Origin of the sequence: Neorhizobium sp. T25_27 (assembly GCF_002968565.1) — a bacterium.
Lineage (GTDB): Bacteria > Pseudomonadota > Alphaproteobacteria > Rhizobiales > Rhizobiaceae > Neorhizobium > Neorhizobium tomejilense.
Window position 1 is genome coordinate 618,554 of record NZ_PVBJ01000001.1, and the last position, 16,932, is coordinate 635,485.

The 16,932-nt window shown below is 63.7% G+C and carries 14 protein-coding genes; 2 read left to right on the forward strand and 12 right to left on the reverse strand.

Annotation, left to right across the window (positions count from 1 at the left end; all coding sequences use genetic code 11):
• Nucleotides 1–31 precede the first annotated feature (31 nt).
• A complete protein-coding gene (mdlC, locus tag C5J24_RS32605; protein ID WP_205836915.1) occupies nt 32–3,115 on the reverse strand; it encodes a benzoylformate decarboxylase in 3,084 nt (1,027 codons plus the stop codon).
• Nucleotides 3,116–3,253: 138 nt separating this feature from the next.
• Here mdlC and C5J24_RS03170 point away from each other — a divergent pair, with 138 nt between their 5' ends.
• Nucleotides 3,254–4,153 (forward strand): LysR family transcriptional regulator, encoded by a 900-nt coding sequence (locus C5J24_RS03170; protein ID WP_172723831.1) that lies wholly within the window; start codon nt 3,254–3,256, stop codon nt 4,151–4,153.
• Between the two features lie 20 nt (nt 4,154–4,173).
• On the opposite strand, the gene C5J24_RS03175 is transcribed toward C5J24_RS03170, so the two are convergent.
• From C5J24_RS03175 to C5J24_RS03220, 10 genes are all read right to left on the reverse strand, one after another.
• Entirely contained in the window at nt 4,174–4,359 is a 186-nt protein-coding gene (locus C5J24_RS03175) for a hypothetical protein (RefSeq protein WP_105415542.1), read from the reverse strand.
• A 115-nt stretch (nt 4,360–4,474) separates the two neighbouring features.
• A complete protein-coding gene (gene atzF, locus C5J24_RS03180; RefSeq protein WP_105415544.1) occupies nt 4,475–6,313 on the reverse strand; it encodes an allophanate hydrolase in 1,839 nt (612 codons plus the stop codon).
• Nucleotides 6,310–6,663, reverse strand: a complete 354-nt coding sequence (locus C5J24_RS03185) for a cupin domain-containing protein (protein WP_105415546.1) — start codon at nt 6,661–6,663, stop codon at nt 6,310–6,312. The genes atzF and C5J24_RS03185 overlap by 4 nt, the downstream gene beginning before the upstream one ends.
• Nucleotides 6,656–7,339: a cysteine hydrolase family protein gene (locus C5J24_RS03190; protein WP_105416596.1), complete on the reverse strand. Its 684-nt coding sequence runs from the start codon at nt 7,337–7,339 to the stop codon at nt 6,656–6,658. The genes C5J24_RS03185 and C5J24_RS03190 overlap by 8 nt, the downstream gene beginning before the upstream one ends.
• Nucleotides 7,340–7,350: 11 nt before the next feature.
• Complete coding sequence (locus tag C5J24_RS03195; protein ID WP_105415548.1) at nt 7,351–8,901, reverse strand: ABC transporter ATP-binding protein; 1,551 nt, start codon at nt 8,899–8,901, stop codon at nt 7,351–7,353.
• 1 nt (nt 8,902) lies between these two features.
• Nucleotides 8,903–9,958: a ring-opening amidohydrolase gene (locus C5J24_RS03200; protein ID WP_105415550.1), complete on the reverse strand. Its 1,056-nt coding sequence runs from the start codon at nt 9,956–9,958 to the stop codon at nt 8,903–8,905.
• Nucleotides 9,958–10,674 (reverse strand): cysteine hydrolase family protein, encoded by a 717-nt coding sequence (locus tag C5J24_RS03205; protein ID WP_105415552.1) that lies wholly within the window; start codon nt 10,672–10,674, stop codon nt 9,958–9,960. The genes C5J24_RS03200 and C5J24_RS03205 overlap by 1 nt, the downstream gene beginning before the upstream one ends.
• 26 nt (nt 10,675–10,700) lie before the next feature.
• Complete coding sequence (locus C5J24_RS03210; protein WP_105415554.1) at nt 10,701–11,627, reverse strand: ABC transporter permease; 927 nt, start codon at nt 11,625–11,627, stop codon at nt 10,701–10,703.
• 3 nt (nt 11,628–11,630) lie between these two features.
• On the reverse strand, nt 11,631–12,758 hold the full coding sequence (locus C5J24_RS03215) for an ABC transporter permease (protein ID WP_105415556.1): 1,128 nt from the start codon (nt 12,756–12,758) through the stop codon (nt 11,631–11,633).
• 23 nt (nt 12,759–12,781) lie between these two features.
• Complete coding sequence (locus tag C5J24_RS03220) at nt 12,782–13,909, reverse strand: BMP family ABC transporter substrate-binding protein (RefSeq protein WP_105415558.1); 1,128 nt, start codon at nt 13,907–13,909, stop codon at nt 12,782–12,784.
• 339 nt (nt 13,910–14,248) lie between these two features.
• Between C5J24_RS03220 and C5J24_RS03225 the strand changes: the two genes are divergently transcribed.
• Complete coding sequence (locus C5J24_RS03225) at nt 14,249–14,923, forward strand: GntR family transcriptional regulator (protein WP_105415560.1); 675 nt, start codon at nt 14,249–14,251, stop codon at nt 14,921–14,923.
• Between the two features lie 569 nt (nt 14,924–15,492).
• Here the strand turns inward: C5J24_RS03225 and C5J24_RS03230 are convergent.
• Nucleotides 15,493–16,929 carry a M81 family metallopeptidase gene (locus C5J24_RS03230; RefSeq protein WP_105415562.1) on the reverse strand — a complete coding sequence of 479 codons (1,437 nt, stop codon included), beginning with the start codon at nt 16,927–16,929 and terminating at the stop codon, nt 15,493–15,495.
• Nucleotides 16,930–16,932 lie beyond the last annotated feature (3 nt).

The following is a 16,932-nucleotide window of genomic DNA, read 5'->3' on the forward strand; positions in this document are numbered from 1 at the left end:
CCGGCGGCCTTTCTGTTTGGACTCTATGGTCTCAGGCCATGTGGATCGTCTTGACCTCGAAGTAGTTTTCGAGGCCTTCGGGACCACCCTCGCGGCCGATGCCGGACTGCTTGAACCCGCCGAACGGGTGGTGGATGTCGACGATCATGCCGTTGACCGTCACGCTGCCGGTCCGCATGCGGCGGGCAAAGGCATAACCACGCTCCGGATCGGAGCTGAAGACCGCGCCGGACAGGCCGTATGTCGTGTCATTGGCCATTTTGACCGCTTCCTCATCGTCCTTGTAGCTGATGATCGACACGACCGGGCCGAAGATTTCTTCCTGAGCGATCTTCATGTCCATCGTCACGTCGGTGAAGACGGTAGGTTCGATGAAATAGCCCTTGTCGAGACCGGCCGGACGGCCGCCGCCGCAGGCAACCGTCGCACCGCCTGCACGGCCGGCAGCAATGTAACCTTCGACGCGGGCAAGCTGGCGGGCCATGGTGAGCGGCCCCATCTGGGTGGTCGGATCGGCCGGGTCGCCGACCTTGATGTTCTTCACCGCGCCCACGTAGAGGTCGATGAATTCCTGCTTGCGGGATTCCGGCACCAGGATGCGGGTCAGCGAGAAGCAGACCTGGCCGGTGATCGGCATGGAATAGACCATCAGCGCCGGCAGGGCCTTGGCGAAGTCGGCATCGTCGAGAAGCACGGCTGCCGACTTGCCGCCGAGTTCGAGGCTGACGCGGGCAAGGCGGTCGGCGCAGGCGGCGGCGATGGTCTTGCCGGCAATGGTCGAGCCGGTGAACGACACCTTGTCGACGCCCTTGTGGCGGACGAGGTAGTCGCCACCATCGCGGCCGGCCGGAACGAGGTTGAATACGCCCTTGGGCAGCCCGGCCTTTTCGATGCATTCGGCCAGAAGATAGGCATCCAGCGGGGTTTCCGGCGAGGGCTTGGCGACAATCGTGCAGCCGGCGGCAAGCGCTGCCGAGACCTTGTAGTTGAGGAGCACCATCGGCGCGTTCCACGGCGTGATCGCGGCGCAGACGCCGACCGGCTCGCGCACGACACGGACTTCGCCGCCATCGGCGCGCTTGCGCTGATCGACGAACTCGTCGTTCTCGATCAGGCCTGCATAATAGTTGTAGAGGCCGGGGTTCTGGCCGACGAGCTTCTTGGTCAGGAAGATCGGCGCGCCGACCTGGGTGGTCCAGGCATTGGCGATCTCGTCGAGGCGGGCGGTCAGGAGGTCGGCGATCTTGCGCAGGTAACCGGCGCGTTCCTTGAAGGTCATGCGCGGCCACGGGCCATTGTCGAAGGCGTCGCGGGCGGCGGCAACGGCCTTGTCGATATCGGCATTGCTGGCTTCGGGATAGCTCATCAGCACTTCTTCGGTCACCGGCGAGATGACATCGAGCTTGTTGGTGCCGAGCGGGGCAACCCATTCACCGCCGATGAAGAACTTTTCGGGGGTTTTCAGGGCCTGTTCGTTTCTGACCGCGACATTCATTTCAGTCTCCTCCTCGGATAGAATGATTTCCAAAAGCCGCGGCCCCTTCATCTTGAGAAGGTCCCGCAGGCATGACGACAGTTCGTCGCCCTTTTCGCAGCGAACGGCCTTGCAGCCCTGCGCCTCGGCGATCTTGACGAAATCCATGTGGCCGATGTCGACACCGTCGATGCGGCCGGAGCCACTCCGCTCGGCAATCGCCTTCAGCACCTTGTAGCCGCCGTTGTTGAGGATAACGATCATCAGATCGGCATCGTATTCGACGGCGGACCAGATCGACTGGATGGAATAGAGGCTCGATCCGTCGCCGATGACGGCGATGACCGGCTGTTCCGGCCTGGTCAGGGCGGCGCCGACCGAGCCGGGCAGGGCATATCCTAGGCCGCCGCTGGCGGTGGCGAAAAAGCCGCCGGGCCGTTCGATGGGCAAGAAGTCGTGCAGTGCATCGCGGCCGCTTGGGGCTTCCTCGAAGACGATGCTGTCAGGCGAGCGAACGTCGGCGAGCGTCTGGTAGAAAAATTCCTGGGTGATGCCCTTCGGTGTTTTCAGGCGCGGAATGGTGCGGGCCGGTCCGCTCGTTCGTTGCGGGCGGCAGCGCAGGCGGTAGACGAGGCTTTCGGTGGCGGCGCGCAGGTTCGAGACCATGGCGTTGCCGACGATGGCGCTCGCCGCCTGGGCAGGGTCGTCGGTGACCAGCCACAGTTCCGCACCTGCCGGAATATCCGGGCCGGAGCCGGCGAAATGATAGGTGAAGGCCGGCGCGCCGAGCACCAGCACGAGATCGGCGCCATGCAGGCAGTTCGCGAGCTTCGGCTGGAAGGCCGGCAGGAAACCGGCAAACAGCGGATGGCGCTCGGGAAAACTGCAGCGGGACGAAAGCGGGCTTACCCACACCTTCGCCTGCAGGATTTCCGCAAGCCGCACCGTGGCGTCCCAGGCATTGTCGATATCGACGCCCGGTCCGACAACGAGCACCGGCTCCTTGGCATCGTTCAACCGGCGGGCCAGATCGTCGATCGCCGAGGCGGGGGCGCTGATCACCGTTTCCACGTCGCGGATGGCGATCGGGGCGGCCTGCGCCTGCCAGTCGCTCAACGGAACCGACACCATGACCGGGCCGCGGGGGGGCTGCATCGCCATATAATAGGCGCGGGCAATCGCCGCCGGCACGTCTTCGGCGCGGGCCGGTTCGCACGCCCATTTCACATAGGGCTTCGGAAACTCGGTCGGGTTTTCGGCGAACAGGAACGGGTCGTGGGGCAGCAGTTCGCGGCTCTGCTGACCGGTGGTGATGATCAGCGGTGCGCGGTTACGATAGGCCGTGTAGATATTGCCGAGCGCATGGCCGAGGCCGGCGGCGGAATGCAGGTTGACGAAGGCCGGCTTGCGGCTCGTCTGCGCGTAGGCGTCCGCCATCGCAACGACGATCGATTCCTGCAGGCCGAGCACGTAGGAAAAATCGTCCGGCACGTTGACGAACATCGGCAGTTCGGTGGAGCCCGGATTGCCGAAAATGCGGTCGATGCCCTTCTGCCTCAGAAAGTCGAAAACCGCCTCGCTTACGGTCTGTCCACGCAGCTTCGTGCTGCTGGACAGGAAATCCAGCGACATCTTGTTCATAGCTTCGAGGCCTCCTCCCGGCCTTTCAGGGCTCCCACCCTGAGCGCATGTCTTGTCATGGGAAGTGTCGCAGATAGCGCCCTATCTTGGAATTGAAGAATTTCCAATAATCCATTACATCAAGGCATGACTTTGGATGTGCGATCGGCTCAAATCGTTCTGGAATGCGCGCGGCGCGGCAGCCTCGGCGCGGCCGCCACCGCCTTGAACATGACGCAGCCGGCGATCACACGCATGCTGAAGCGGCTGGAGGACAGCTACGGCGTTCCTCTGTTCGAGCGCACCACGCGCGGCGTGGTGCCGACCGTCTTCGGAGATGCCCTGCTTCCCTATGCCAAACTGGTCGTTTCCGAGATCGGTAATGCGACAGACGTGATCCAGCAGATGCGCGGCGCCAGCCGCGGCGTGGTGCGGATCGGCGGGGTGGCGAGCGTCGTCGGCGGTTTCATCATCGCGGTGATCGGCGAGATGCGCAAACAGCATCCGGAAGTGCAGTACCAGGTCATCGAAGACCTGGAAGACCGGGTGCTGGAAGGGCTGAAGGGTGGAACGATCGATATCGCGATTTCGCCGGAACCCTATCTGGACGACGATATCATCATGGCGACGCCTGACATCATGCACGACACGGTGTCGGTTTTTGCAAGGTCCGATCATCCGATCATTAAACGGGAGCACGTGACGCTCGCGGAAGCGGGAAAGTTCGACTGGGCCATGCCTCCACCGAGCACACCGACCGTCAGGGAGTGGCAGCGGCGGTTCCATGACAATGCGCTGGAGCCGAACGCGCCGTCGATCGTCTCCCGCTCCGTGCCGGTTCTAAAAGCCGCGGTTCTCTCGGAAGCGATGTTCTGCTGGATGCCGCTGCCCCTGGTGCGCGAGGAGGTGGAACGAGGCAACATGGCACGGGTCAACGTGCCCGAGCTCGACTGGCAGCGGACGTTCCGCGTCTACCGCCGCAAGAAGGGCCTGATGACGCCGCCGACGGTCAACCTGCTGCAATGCATTCGCCGCATCAGCGAGACCTGGTCGATGTAAAGGGCAGGGCGGTTTAGGCTCTACCTCTGCTTGGTGCCGGCGCTTTTGCCGTCCGAGCTTTTCGACCTTTCCTCAAAACGTTCGGCGCCCTTGGCGAGGTCCGATCCCTTTTGAACTTCGACCTTCTTCTCTTCCTTGCGGGTGCTCTGCTTCAGACCGCGTGCGGATTGCCGACCCTTTTCGGTCGGAGCCTGTTCTATACCCATGGTTTCTCCTCCAGCGCCTGATTGGCGCAGCAGTCGAACCGGCGGCGCGTGAAGGCGTTCCCGCACATGCGCATCTTTTCCGGATTTGCGTGCCCGCGTGGTCAGCCGCAGCAGATCAGCCGACGCTGCCAACCCGCGGCAGCGACGCGAACTCCTTGAGATAGGCCCGCCAGCCGCCATAGGCGGTGATGTCGAGTGCGCCCTGAAGCGCGAACGGTTCGGCCAGAAACCCCTTGGCCGAGGTGCCGTCCGACAGGGTGACGGTGCCGATGCCGAGCGGCGGCGGGATCGCTGCGACGAACAGGCCGAAGCCCGCTGGCGTCAGCTTCCAGACCTCGACCTCGATCTCGCCGCCTTCGCCTTCGGCGACGCGGACCATGCCGGGTTTCGGCGGCACCGTGCCGGCAAGTGCATAAAGCTTGTAGGCGGCGGAGGTTTTCGCGACCCGGGAGAAGGTGCCGTCGAGATCGGTAAGCTGATGGTTGAGAGGCATGCCGGATAGGTGCGCACCGACCACGATGACGTCGATCAGGTCGTCGCTGGCGATTGCGACAGGCGTTTCGGATGGTGCGGGAAGCGGCCAGCCGGCGGCGCCGAGCGAAAGGCCGCTCGCCTGGTGAAGGTCGCGGGCAACCGATGCGGTGAGGCCGTCGCGGCCGAAAGGCGCGAGCAGCGTGACACTTGCCGGCAGGCCGTCGGCACGGGTGCCGGTCGGCACGGCGATGCCACACATGTCGAGCAGATTGACGAAGTTGGTATAGGTGCCGAGCCGCGAGTTTTCCCGGATCGGCTCCGCTTCCAGATCGGTAACCGTGTAGTGGGTCGGCGCGGTTGGCACACAGAAGAGATCGACGGAGGCGATCAGAGGCGCCAGTGTTTTCTTCAGGGCCTGCAGTGCATATAGACCCTTGAAGGCGTCGGCTGCGGAGAGCGATTTGGCGCTGCCGTAGATTTTTCGCGTTACCGGATGGAAGCTCTCTTCCTTCGTGTCGAAGAACGGCTTTACCGCGGCATAACGCTCGGCGACCCAGGCGCCTTCGTAGAGCAGGTTGGCGACCTTGTAGAAATCGCCGAAGGGCACTTCGACGATGCGATGCCCGAGCCTTGCAAGCATCGATACGGCATCGCCATAGGCTGCCTCCATGACCGTATCACCGAAGAATTGCAGGTCCGCCTTGGCAGGCACGCCGACCGTCAGTACCGGTGGCGCGGAGCCGAAGCCGGTTACTGGCGCGACCTTCGAATAGGCGTCCGTCTCGTCGTATTTCGCGGCGACGGAGAAGACCTTCCACGCGTCGTCCGTGGTCAGCGCGAAGATCGAGACGCAGTCGAGCGTGCGGCAGGCGGGAATGACGCCTGTGGTCGACAGCGCGCCGACGCTCGGCTTCAGCCCGACGATATTGTTGAGGCCGGCCGGGATGCGCCCCGAGCCGGCGGTATCGGTGCCTAAAGCGAAGCTGACGATGCCCTGCGCGGTTGCCACAGCCGACCCGGAAGATGAGCCGCCCGGCACGAGCCTTGCGTCGATGGCGTTTTTGGGGATCGGATAGGGCGAGCGTACCCCGACGAGGCCGGTCGCGAACTGGTCGAGATTGGTCTTGCCGATGACGATCGCACCGGCTGCCTTGAGCAGGCCGACCACGGTCGCGTCCTTCTCGGGCATGTAGGCATAGTCCGGGCAGGCGGCGGTGGTCGGCATGCCGGCGACGTCGATATTGTCCTTCACCGCGAAGGGAATGCCGAAGAGCGGTTTCGCCGGATCAAAGGCGCCAAGGCTTGCGGCTTCCGCTAGCGCCGTCTCCCTGTCGGCCAGGTGGATGAAGATGCCGGGATCATCGACCTCGGCGATCCGCGCGAAAACCGCCTCGACGATCTGCGCGACACTGCCGCCATCCTGGTAGAACGCGTGAAGCGAGGCGATGTCGAAGGCGGGCGTCTGTTCCGGCAAGCTCATGCCATTTCCTCTTCCAGTATTGTCACCGGCCGGTCCCACTGGATCAGGACGACGCAGCCGGTATCGCTCCAGACGGAGTGTTCGGTGCCGGGCGCATTGACGATATAGCTGCCGCGGCCGGAGTCGCCGGCCTCGTCGGATTGCACGCCCTCGAGCACCAGAATGGTTTCGAGGCCTTCATGGCGGTGGCGGGGAACGCCGGCGCCGGCCTCGTATTTCAGCAGCGCCACACCCGGCTGGTCGCCTTCGAAGGGGCGGATCCAGTGGATCGTGACCTCGTCGCGGAAGGGCTCGAATTCCAAGTCTTTCCATCCGCCTAGCGTCAGAAGTTCGCGGGTTGATTCAGGCATCGGTCATCCCCTTAGGCGTGATCCCGTCCAGAATGTCGTCGACATGAGCGGTCCAGCCGACGATGGCGCCCTGGGCGCGGATCATGGCGATGGCGGCGGCCTTGAACTCGGGGAAATAGCTCTCGGTCGCCTCTTCGGCGAGCAGGCATTCGTAGCCGCGGTCGTTCGCCTCGCGCATCGTCGTCTGGACGCAGACTTCCGTCGTCACACCGGCAAAGACGAGCTGGCTGATGCCTTTCGCCTTCAGCACGTCGCCAAGCTCGGTGGCGTAGAAGGCGCCCTTGCCGGGCTTTTCGATCACCACTTCGCCGTCGATCGGCGCAAGTTCAGGCAGGATCGCCGTGCCCGGTTCGCCTGAAATCAGAACCCGACCCATCGGGCCGAGATCGCCGATCCGGAGCGTCGGATTGCCACGGTCGCGCTTGGCGGGCGGCAGGTCGGAAAGGTCCGGCTTGTGGCATTCCATCGTGTGGATGACCGGCAGGCCGGCATCGCGAAACCCCTGGATGAGGCGTTTGACGTCCGGCACGATCTTGGTGATGCGGCCGACATCGTTGCCGAGGCTGGCGCCAAAACCGCCAGGCTCGGCGAAGTCGCGCTGCATGTCGATGACGATAAGCGCCAGCGTTTCCGGTTTCGCCGGGAAGGCGAAGGGTTCTGCCTTGATCTCGATTATCCCCTCGGCCATCAGTGATGCCCCGCCATATGGGCGCCGATGACGCCGATATCGGCGGCGCGGATCGGTGTTTCGTAGACCAGCTTACCCTCCGAGATCACCATGATGCGGTCCGACATTTCCAGCAGTTCGTCGAGATCTTCCGAGAGCAGCAGCACGGCGGTGCCCGAGTTGCGGGCGCGCATGATGCGGGCGCGGATTTCCGCGACGGCCGAGAAGTCGAGGCCGAAACAGGGGTTGGAGACGATCAGCAGATCGACGTCGCCGGTGAGTTCGCGCGCCAGCACCGCCCGCTGCACGTTGCCGCCGGAAAGGGCTGATATCGGCGAAGAGGACGAGGCGGTCTTCACCTTGAAATCCGAGATCAGCGAGGAGGCGCGCTTCTTCATTTCGCCCTTGTTCAGCCAGATCGCATCCTTGCCGTCACCCTTCAGGTCGAAGGTGCGGAAGGCGAGGTTTTCGCTGACCGTCATTTTTGGCGCGCAGGCGTTCTGGAGGGGTTCTTCGGGGATGAAGCGGACGTTGTTCCTGCGGGTTTCTGGGCGGGTCGCGCCATAGGCTTCGCCGTTGACGGTCACCGTGCCTCCGTCGGTCGGGCGCTGGCCGGCGAGGATCTCGGTCAGTTCCTTCTGGCCATTGCCGGAAATGCCGGCGATGCCGACGATCTCGCCGGATCGGACCGTCAGGTTGTCGATCTCGATCGTCTTCAGCCCGGAGCGATCCGGCGCCTTGACCTGTTCGACCTTCAATACCGATTTCGCGGCTTCCGGCACCGGCAGGCGGCTGTCGAGTTCGGCGAGCTTGACGTCGCCGATCATCATTCCCGCCATGTCGGAGGTGGAAAGTTCGCTGACCTTGCCGGTGCCGACCAGCTTGCCGCGACGCAGGATCGAGACCGCATCGGCAAACTTCGTCACCTCGTGGAACTTGTGGCTGATCATCAGCACCGTCAGTTCGCCGCGCTCGGTCATGCCGCGCACGATGCCGAGCATCTCGTCGGCTTCGGCGGGCGTCAGCACCGAGGTCGGTTCGTCGAGCACGAGGAAGGAACGGCCGAGATAGAGCTGCTTGACGATCTCCAGCTTCTGCTTCTCGCCGGCCGCCAGCTCGCTCACCGGCCGTTCGAGCGGGATCTGGAACGGCATGCGCTCCATGAAGGCGGCAAGATTCTTGCGTTCCTTCGCCCAGTTGATCACCGAGGGCACGGAGGTGCGGCTGATCACCAGGTTTTCGGCGCCGGTCAGCGAGGGCACCAGCGTGAAATGCTGGTAGACCATGCCGAGCCCGTAGGTGGCGGCATCCTTGGGCGAGGCGACCGAGACTTCGCGGCTGTCGACCGAGAGCGAGCCCGATGTCGCGTGGTAGAAGCCCATGATGCATTTGACGAGCGTCGACTTGCCGGCGCCGTTTTCGCCGAGCAGAGCATGGAACGAGCCGGCGGGCACGCTGATCGAGACGTTGTCGAGCGCGGTGAAGGAACCGAACCGCATGGTCATGCCGAGCGTTTCGATGCCGACCGCCTTGCCGGCCTGGGGGAGTGGGGTATCGCGAACGATGCTCACTTCAAGTCTCCTTTTCGACGATAATAGCGACGGGGCCGCCGCCGGGTGGTCCCTGATGCTCGGCGCCGCCCGAGACGTAGAGGTCGGTCATGCCGAAAACGCCCGCGAGAACGCCGCCGACGAAAGCGCGGGCGTGGCGCGTGCCGGAAATGTCGGAATCGTCCAGCATCGTATGGCGCTTGCCGCCGATCTTGCCGGAAGGGTCCGGCTCGGCCTTGGCGAGAACCGCTGCAAGGCGGCTGTTTTCCGGCAAGCGTTCACGCGCCCGGCGGACTGAACATGCGTCGATCGCGTTTTCCATGACGGCATGATCGATCGCGAAGGGGCCGGACCACTGGGAGCTCATGCCGAGGACGATGATCTCGTGGTCGATCAGTTCGACACCGGCCGATGTCGAGGCGCAATTCGAGAAGAGGTCAAAACGGATACCGATATCGGCATCGGCGATTTCCGCTTCGCCGACCTCGCCAAGCGCCACCGCGACGCCGAGCGCGGAGGCGCCGCGCGACAGGCCCATCGACTTCAGCGTGTCGCGGGTCGCGACGGTGGCGCCCGCGGCCTCCGCCTCGGAGATCCGGCGCGACGTCAGCAGCGGGCATTTGATCTGGACGAAATGCACATCCGCCGGGTCGTCGATACCGGCATCCCGCATTGCCGCCCTGACCCCGTCGGCGACGAGCAGAACCTGTTGCCGGCGTCCGAGATGATGGGTGGGCAGAACGGGTGTGCGGGAGGCACCGATTGCAAGCGCTCGTTCGCCGGGCGCTTCCACAGTTTCGCGGGTGAAGATCGTCCAGTGCGGCGAAAGCGCGCCTTCGGTTCCACCCGACATGACGGTTGAGACCCCATCGACCCCATGCCTGTGGAACAAGTCGTCGAAGCTGCGGGTCGCGTATCCACGGCTGAAATCGTTGACGCAGCCGTTGCCTTCGGTCTTGCCGAGCACCGCCACGACGTTCTTCGCCGCAAGACCGCCCGCAAACAACGCCTCGACGCCGGCGACATCGTCCGGGCCGTCGGCGGGTATGCGATAGACGTGGGCACGCAGCGAAGGCATCAGGGCAGGGCCTTCACGAGTGCTTCGGAATTGGAGACGGCACCGAAGACGCCACCCTGCATCTTGACCATCTTGATGGCGGCGAGGTGGTTGCCGTAATCGGTGGCGCCACAGCAGTCTTCCAGCATCAGGCATTCGAAGCCGCGGTCGTTCGCCTCGCGCATCGTGGTCGAGACGCAGACATCGGTGGTGATGCCGGTCAGCACGATGTTCTCGATGCGCTTCTGGTTGAGGATGAGTTCGAGGTCGGTGGCGCAGAACGAGCCCTTGCCCGGCTTGTCGATGATGACTTCGCCTTCGATCGGGTAGAGTTCCGGGATGATGTCCCAGCCGGGCTCGCCCCTCGTCAGGATGCGGCCGCAGGGGCCGGGATCGCCGATGCCGGCGCCGATGCGTTGCGAGCGCCAGCGCTTGTTGGCGGGCAGGTCGGCGAGGTCGGGCCTGTGGCCTTCGCGGGTGTGGATGATGTGGTAGCCTTTTGCGCGCATGGCGGCGAGGACGCGCTTGATCGGTTCGATCGGCGCCTGCACCAGGGCTAAGTCGTAACCCATGTGATCGACATAACCGCCCTTGCCGCAAAAATCGGTCTGCATGTCGATGATGATGAGGGCTGTGTTCTGAGGTCTCAGGTCGCCGTTGTAAGGCCAGGCATAGGGATCGGCGTCGATATAGCTGAGTGTCTGGCCAGCCAGCGCGGCGGGGGAAAGGCTGTTCATCGGGTCTCTCCAATTCGGTTTGCGGCCTATTTCGTCAGCGAGAGCGCGCCCGGCGCGCCGGCAAGCGAGCGGGTGGGCGAGGAGGTGGCGATCAGAATGATGAGGGTGAGCACGTAGGGTGCAGCGTAGAACAGGTAATAGCCCTGCGTGACGCCGACCGACTGCAGGGCCGGCCCAAGCGCGCCTGCACCGCCGAACAGCAGGGCGGCGAGGAAGCAGCCGATCGGGTTCCAGCGGGCGAAGATCACCAGCGCCACCGCCATCAACCCTTGCCCGGAGGAAATGCCCTCGTTCCAGGAACCGGGGTAATAGAGCGACAGATAGGCGCCGCCGATCGCCGCAAGCGAACCGCCGGCGGCCGTTGCGAGGAGGCGTACACGGTCCGGGCTGATGCCCATGGCGCGGGCGGCATCGGTGCTGTCGCCGACGACGCGCAGGATCAAGCCGATGCGGGTGTTCTTGAAGGCCCAGAACAGGAAGAGGGCAAGCGCCGCGCCGATGAAGAACAGCACGTTGATGTTGAGCGCTGCCTGAACCTGCGGCACCGCCGACCAGCTGCCGAGCGGAATGGAGGGCAGTTTCGGCGCCACCGGCTGGATGAAGGATTTTCCGAGGAAGAAGGCGAGGCCCAGGCCGAACTGCATCATCGCGATGCCGATTGCGATGTCGTTGACCTTCGGCCATTTGCAGATCCAGCCGTGGATCGTGCCGAACAGGGCGCCGGTCGCCATCGCCGCCAGCACGCCTAATGTCGGCGAGCCGGTCATCACAGCCACCGCATAGGCCGCCATGGCACCGAAAACGAGCGTGCCTTCAAGCCCGAGATTGATCCGGCCGGAGCGCTCGGTGATCGTCTCCCCGAGCGAAACGAAGATGAACGGGGTGGAAACGCGGATTGCGCCTGCGAAGATCGCCAGCGGCACGCCCCAGAGGCCGATTCCTGTGTCTTCCATCGGTCAGCTCCTTTTCCAGAGGTCGGGATTGAAGATCTTGAAGCGGCCGTAGAAGGTCTCGCAGAACAGGATGACGATGAACAGCGTGCCCTGGAGCACGAGCACGGTCGCATCGGGCAAGCCCATCCGCCGCTGGATCAGGCCGCCCGATGCTGCGATGCCGCCGAGCAGGATAGCGACCGGGATGATCGCCAGCGGATTGTGGCGTGCCAGGAAGGCGACGAGGATGCCGGTGTAACCGTAACCGGCGGCGAGCGAGGCGTTGGCGCTGCCCTGGACCGCCGCGACCTCGATCATGCCGGCGAGACCGGCGAAACCGCCGGCAATGGCGGTGAAGCCGACGATCAGCTTGCCGACCGGCAGGCCCTGGATCTGCGCCGCGCGGACATTGCCGCCGGCGATGCGGGCCGCAAAACCGAAGCTGGTGATCTCGATCAGCACCCAGGAGAGGACGCAGGCGACGATGCCGATGACGAGGCCCCAATGGACGTCCATGCCGGGGATTTGGCCGAGCATGTATTCCTTCGGCAGAGGTTTGGTGGAGGGCTTGTTGAGGCTGGCGGGATCGCGCAGCAGCCCTTCGACGAACTGGTTCATCAGGGCAATCGCGATATAGGCCAGAAGCAGCGAGGAGATCGTTTCGTTGACGCCGCGATAGTGGCGCAGGAAACCGGCAAAGCCGATCCAGATGCCGCCGACCACCATGGCGGCAAAGCCCATGAAGATGAAGAGCACGATCGGCGGCACCACGCCGATGAAGGGCATGGCGCTGGCCGCCGCTGCGACGCCGCCGAGCACGACCGCGCCCTCGGCGCCGATGATGACGAGCCCGAGCCGTGCCGGCAGCGCGACGCAGAGCGCGGTCAGCAGCAGGGGGGCGGCGCGGGAAAGGCTGTTCTGGATCGAGAACCAGCTTCCGAAACCGCCCGTGTACATGAGCTGGAAGAGGGTGACCGGCGACTTGCCGATCGCGAGGATGAAGAGGGAGAAAAGCGCCAGGCCGATCAGGATCGCCACGAGCCCGATCGCCATGGGTTCAGCCCGTCGCGCCAACCATTCGAGGACGGGGCGCAGCGAAGCACCGCTCCCCGTTGCTATCGATAGTCCCGGATCGTTCGCTTCGACGGTCATGGCGCTTCTCCTTCACCTCGAGATCAAGACGTGGACCCGACGACGCCCTCGACCAGGTAACCCATGCTTTCGAGTTCGATTGCATCCTCGGCAAACGACTTGCCGGCGGTGACGACGACATTGCCCTTGTTGTCCTTGATCGGGCCCTTGAAGACCGAGAACTTGCCGGTCATGATCTCGGCAAGCGTCGCCTCGAACTTCTTGCGCCCTTCGGCGGAGACGGCCGGTCCGAGCGGGCTCATCTTGACGAAGCCGTCCTTCAGGCCGCCGCGGACGAAATTGCCGAGCTTGCCGCCGCTCTGGGCGGCCTTGATGAAGCTCGTATAGACATTGCCCCAGGCCCATTCGGCGCCGGTCAGGTACTTGTCCTTGGCAAGCGCGCTCTGGTCCGCATGGTAACCGCAGACGAAGGCGCCGCGACGGGCGGCGGTCTCGACGACCACCTTCGGGCTGTCCACATGGCAGGTGATAACGTCGGCACCCTGGTCGACCAGCGCGTTGGTGGCTTCGGCCTCCTTGACGGCGAGCGACCATTCACCGGTGAAGATCACCTGGCAGGTGATCGTCGGATCGACCGAACGGGCGCCGAGCAGGAAGGAATTGATGTTCTGGACCACCTGCGGGATGGGCTTGGCGGCGACGAAGCCGATCTTTTTGCTCTTGGTCGCATAGGCCGCGGCAATGCCGTTCAGATACTGGCCCTGGCCGATATAGCCGAAATAGGATCCGGTATTCATCGGGTTCTTGCCCTCGGTCCACAGGCCGCCGCAATGGCGGAACTGCGCTTTCGGATATTTGGCGGCCATCGCCAGCATATGAGGGTCGAAATAGCCAAACGAGGTCGGGAAGAGCAGGGTGGCGCCGTCGAGGTTGATCATCGACTCCATGGTCTTCTGGACATCGACGGTTTCCGGAACGTTTTCCTCTTCGACCAGCGTGATGCCCGGCATCTTCTTGATGACGGACGCGCCCTCGGCATGCGCCTGGTTGTAGCCATAGTCGTCCTTCGGGCCGACATAGATGAAGCCGACGGTCAGCGCCGTCTGCGCCATGGCCTGCGAGCCGATCAGGCCGGGGGCGGCACCAGCAGCCAGGCCGGCGGCGGAAGCCTGGAGGAAATTGCGGCGGTTCATGGGAAGGAGTTTGGTCATCGGCATGCTCCTTGCGGCTCTGGGCCGGTTTCGAACGGGTACAGTAAAGTGCATGCAATGTACGTGCCAGAACTCAAGCCGTTGTTACTGAACAGAAATTTTACAAGCCGAAAACTCTCCAATGAAAAGTGCATACAGATTCATCGCATTTTCGCTTAAGAAATAATCAATAGTTATTATTTGTTCAGCAACCCGCCGGAGGGGCAATACGGCAATCGCCGGTGGTGCCTTTTCGATATCGGAAAGCTGAAAGTTACCGCGATGTTGGCGGCGTTATTTGACTTATGGAGTCCGGAACGGCATCTGTATGCAAATTGTAAGGTCAAGTAGAATCGTCCCGTGAAGCAGCTCAGGCGCAGAGAAGTCATCCGTACCGGAACCACCGTCGAGCAGATGGTGCGGGCGATTGCCGACATGATCGTCACGGGCGCCCTCCTGCCGGGCGAGAAGCTCGACGAGATCTCGCTCGCCTCACGCTTCGAGGTTTCCCGCACGCCGGTGCGCGAGGCCCTGCGCGAACTCGGCGCCATGGGGCTTGTGGGGCGCGAGCCGAACCGCAGCGCCGTCGTCACCAATGTCACCGAGACCCATCTTCACTCGATGTTCGAGGCGATGGCCGAGCTTGAAGGTATTTGCGCGCGGCTGTCGGCCGAGCGGATGACGGTGGACGAGAGGCGGGCGCTGGAACTCGACCACCGTGGCTCGATGCGGTTGGTGCATTCAGGCGCGGAAGAGGAATACGCGGCGCACAATACCGAATTCCACACAAGGCTTTATCGCGGCGCCCATAACGACCATGTCTTCGAGATGGTGACGCAGACGCGGGCGCGGCTCGCACCTTTCCGCCGCGCGCAATTCCGCCTGCCGGGACGCCTTGCGAAATCCTATGAAGAGCACGACCAGATCGTCATGGCGATCATACGCGCCGACGCAGTCGCGGCGGGGCAGGCCGCCTATTCGCATGTGGCGATCGTCAGCGACGCCAGCGCGGTTTTCGCGACTGCTGGGGAATAGGCGGCCGTCGACGTCGCCACCTCTTTTCCAGACAGCACTTTTGGCCGCGCGGATGAAAATCCGGCGGTTGCGTTTTGCGGGAGTGGGGCAGGCGGGGTATTTCGGAGTATTGGGTATTCAGGCTTTCCGCCTGCCCCGGCCGTTTTGCGGTTCCGGGGATTGTCAGGCCCCTTAAGCCGCTTCCTCGACCGTCACCGGAAACCGGACCTTGCGAGCCGGATGATGCGGCCGGTTCGCGAACCGGTTTCCCATCCGATGACGGCAGGATTATGCGGGTCGTTGCGGGACGCGGGGACGGACGGAGAAGGGAAAGCGGGTAAGTGTCTGAACGACGGTGAGAAATTTTTCGGGGATGCTGAAAGCGTCACCGTCCGATTCAAACTGCCCCTCATCCGCCTGCCGGCACCTTCTCCCCGCCGGCGGGGCGAAGGAGATATGCCGTGGCCTCTCCGTTCCTCTCTAGCGGTGTCGTGGGGCATGTCCCCTCTCCCCGCGCGCGGGGAGAGGGTTAGGGTGAGGGGCTAACGCGCCGGCATACGCCTCACGCAACGGGAGACATCACGCCAAATTCACTTCGACCGCGCCGAAACAAACACCTGCGGTTCGTAGGCAAAATCTTTGTCGAAAGGATAGGTCGGCCTGAGCTTGTGATGGCGTTCCAGGCGCTCGACGAACTGGTCGACGACGCCAGGTGACAGGGCCATCAGGTTCGGGTTGGCGATCGGCGCCAGTTCGGGCGAGAGATAGCCCGACTTCACGACAATGATCTTGGCGCCGTTCGGATCGAGGCCGAGGCGGGTGAAGTCGGCGATGTAGTGGTAGGGGCGGCGCTTGGCGGAGAGGACGAGTTCGATGCCGCCGATCGTGACGACCGCCTGCCGGTCGGCAAGTTCGGTGGTGTCGTAGAGGAACTGCACCTTGACCTTCGCCTTGACCGGTTGGCTGCCGATCGTGTCGAGCGAAGCGCCGATCGACACGTCGAGTTCGGCGCCGACGCCGGCCGCGTAGCAGGCCTCTGTCGCCGCCTTGTCGGCGATGCCGGCGAAGATGACGCCGGTTGCCTTTTTCGCGATCAGGTCGGCCAGCACTTCGGCGCGATCGCCGACACCGCCGCCGGTCGGATTGTCGCCGGATTCGGCAAGAACCACCGGTGCGGTCTTGGCGGCGATCGCCTTGTCGACGCATTCCTCGATCGAACCGGTCTCGCAGCCGAACACAAATTTTTCGCGCGCATCCCAATAGGCCTGGGCGACGCGCTTGGCTTCCCGCTCGAGGACCGCGCGGTCGGTGCCGGTCATGATCGCGGCGGCGGTGGCGCGCGGTTCGTCGGCCCAGACGTAACCGACCATCAGCGAGGCATCCCAGACGCCGTCGATCGCGTCGATTTCCGGCATCATCTCGTAGAGGCTTTTGGCCGGCTCATCGACCGTCGAGGTGCGCTCGCCGGGCAATACGACCGGGATCGGTGCCCAGAGAAGGACCGGCTTGACGCCTGTCTTCAGGCTTTCGACCAGCATTTTCACCGAGCGACGCATCGTCTCCTCGACATCGATATGCGGCGCGGTGCGGTAGGTTGAATACATGTCGAGCGCGTCGATGATCCGCTGGCTGACATTGCCGTGCAGGTCGTAGCTGGCCGAGATCGTGCAATCCGGGCCGACCAGATCGCGGGCGGCGGTGATCCAGTCGCCCTCGGCATCCTCCATGCCCTGCACATACATGGCGCCGTGCATGGCCAGATAGAGACCATCGAGTGGCAGCATAGGTTTCAGTCGGTCGAGGAATTCGGCCTTGAAGCGCTCATAGGCGGAGCGGGAGACCGGACCGCCGGCAATGGCGCGGCAATGGATGGTCGGCAGAAATTCGGCGTCGTAATCCTTGAGGAAGGCGAAATAGGGCGCTGCCGTCAGCTCCTCGCCGCGCACGACGCGAAAATCCTTCTCCTCGTTGAGGACCGGATTGTAGGTGCTGCATTCGATATGGATGCCGCCGACAGCGATACGCATGGG

Coding starts and splice junctions, on each gene's coding strand:
- mdlC (WP_205836915.1), bottom strand. CDS start 3,115: ATGAACAAGATGTCGCTGGATTTCCTGTCCAGCAGCACGAAGCTGCGT.
- C5J24_RS03175 (WP_105415542.1), bottom strand. CDS start 4,359: ATGGGTATAGAACAGGCTCCGACCGAAAAGGGTCGGCAATCCGCACGC.
- atzF (WP_105415544.1), bottom strand. CDS start 6,313: ATGAGCTTGCCGGAACAGACGCCCGCCTTCGACATCGCCTCGCTTCAC.
- C5J24_RS03185 (WP_105415546.1), bottom strand. CDS start 6,663: ATGCCTGAATCAACCCGCGAACTTCTGACGCTAGGCGGATGGAAAGAC.
- C5J24_RS03200 (WP_105415550.1), bottom strand. CDS start 9,958: ATGCCTTCGCTGCGTGCCCACGTCTATCGCATACCCGCCGACGGCCCG.
- C5J24_RS03205 (WP_105415552.1), bottom strand. CDS start 10,674: ATGAACAGCCTTTCCCCCGCCGCGCTGGCTGGCCAGACACTCAGCTAT.
- C5J24_RS03210 (WP_105415554.1), bottom strand. CDS start 11,627: ATGGAAGACACAGGAATCGGCCTCTGGGGCGTGCCGCTGGCGATCTTC.
- C5J24_RS03215 (WP_105415556.1), bottom strand. CDS start 12,758: ATGACCGTCGAAGCGAACGATCCGGGACTATCGATAGCAACGGGGAGC.
- C5J24_RS03220 (WP_105415558.1), bottom strand. CDS start 13,909: ATGACCAAACTCCTTCCCATGAACCGCCGCAATTTCCTCCAGGCTTCC.
- C5J24_RS03230 (WP_105415562.1), bottom strand. CDS start 16,929: ATGCGTATCGCTGTCGGCGGCATCCATATCGAATGCAGCACCTACAAT.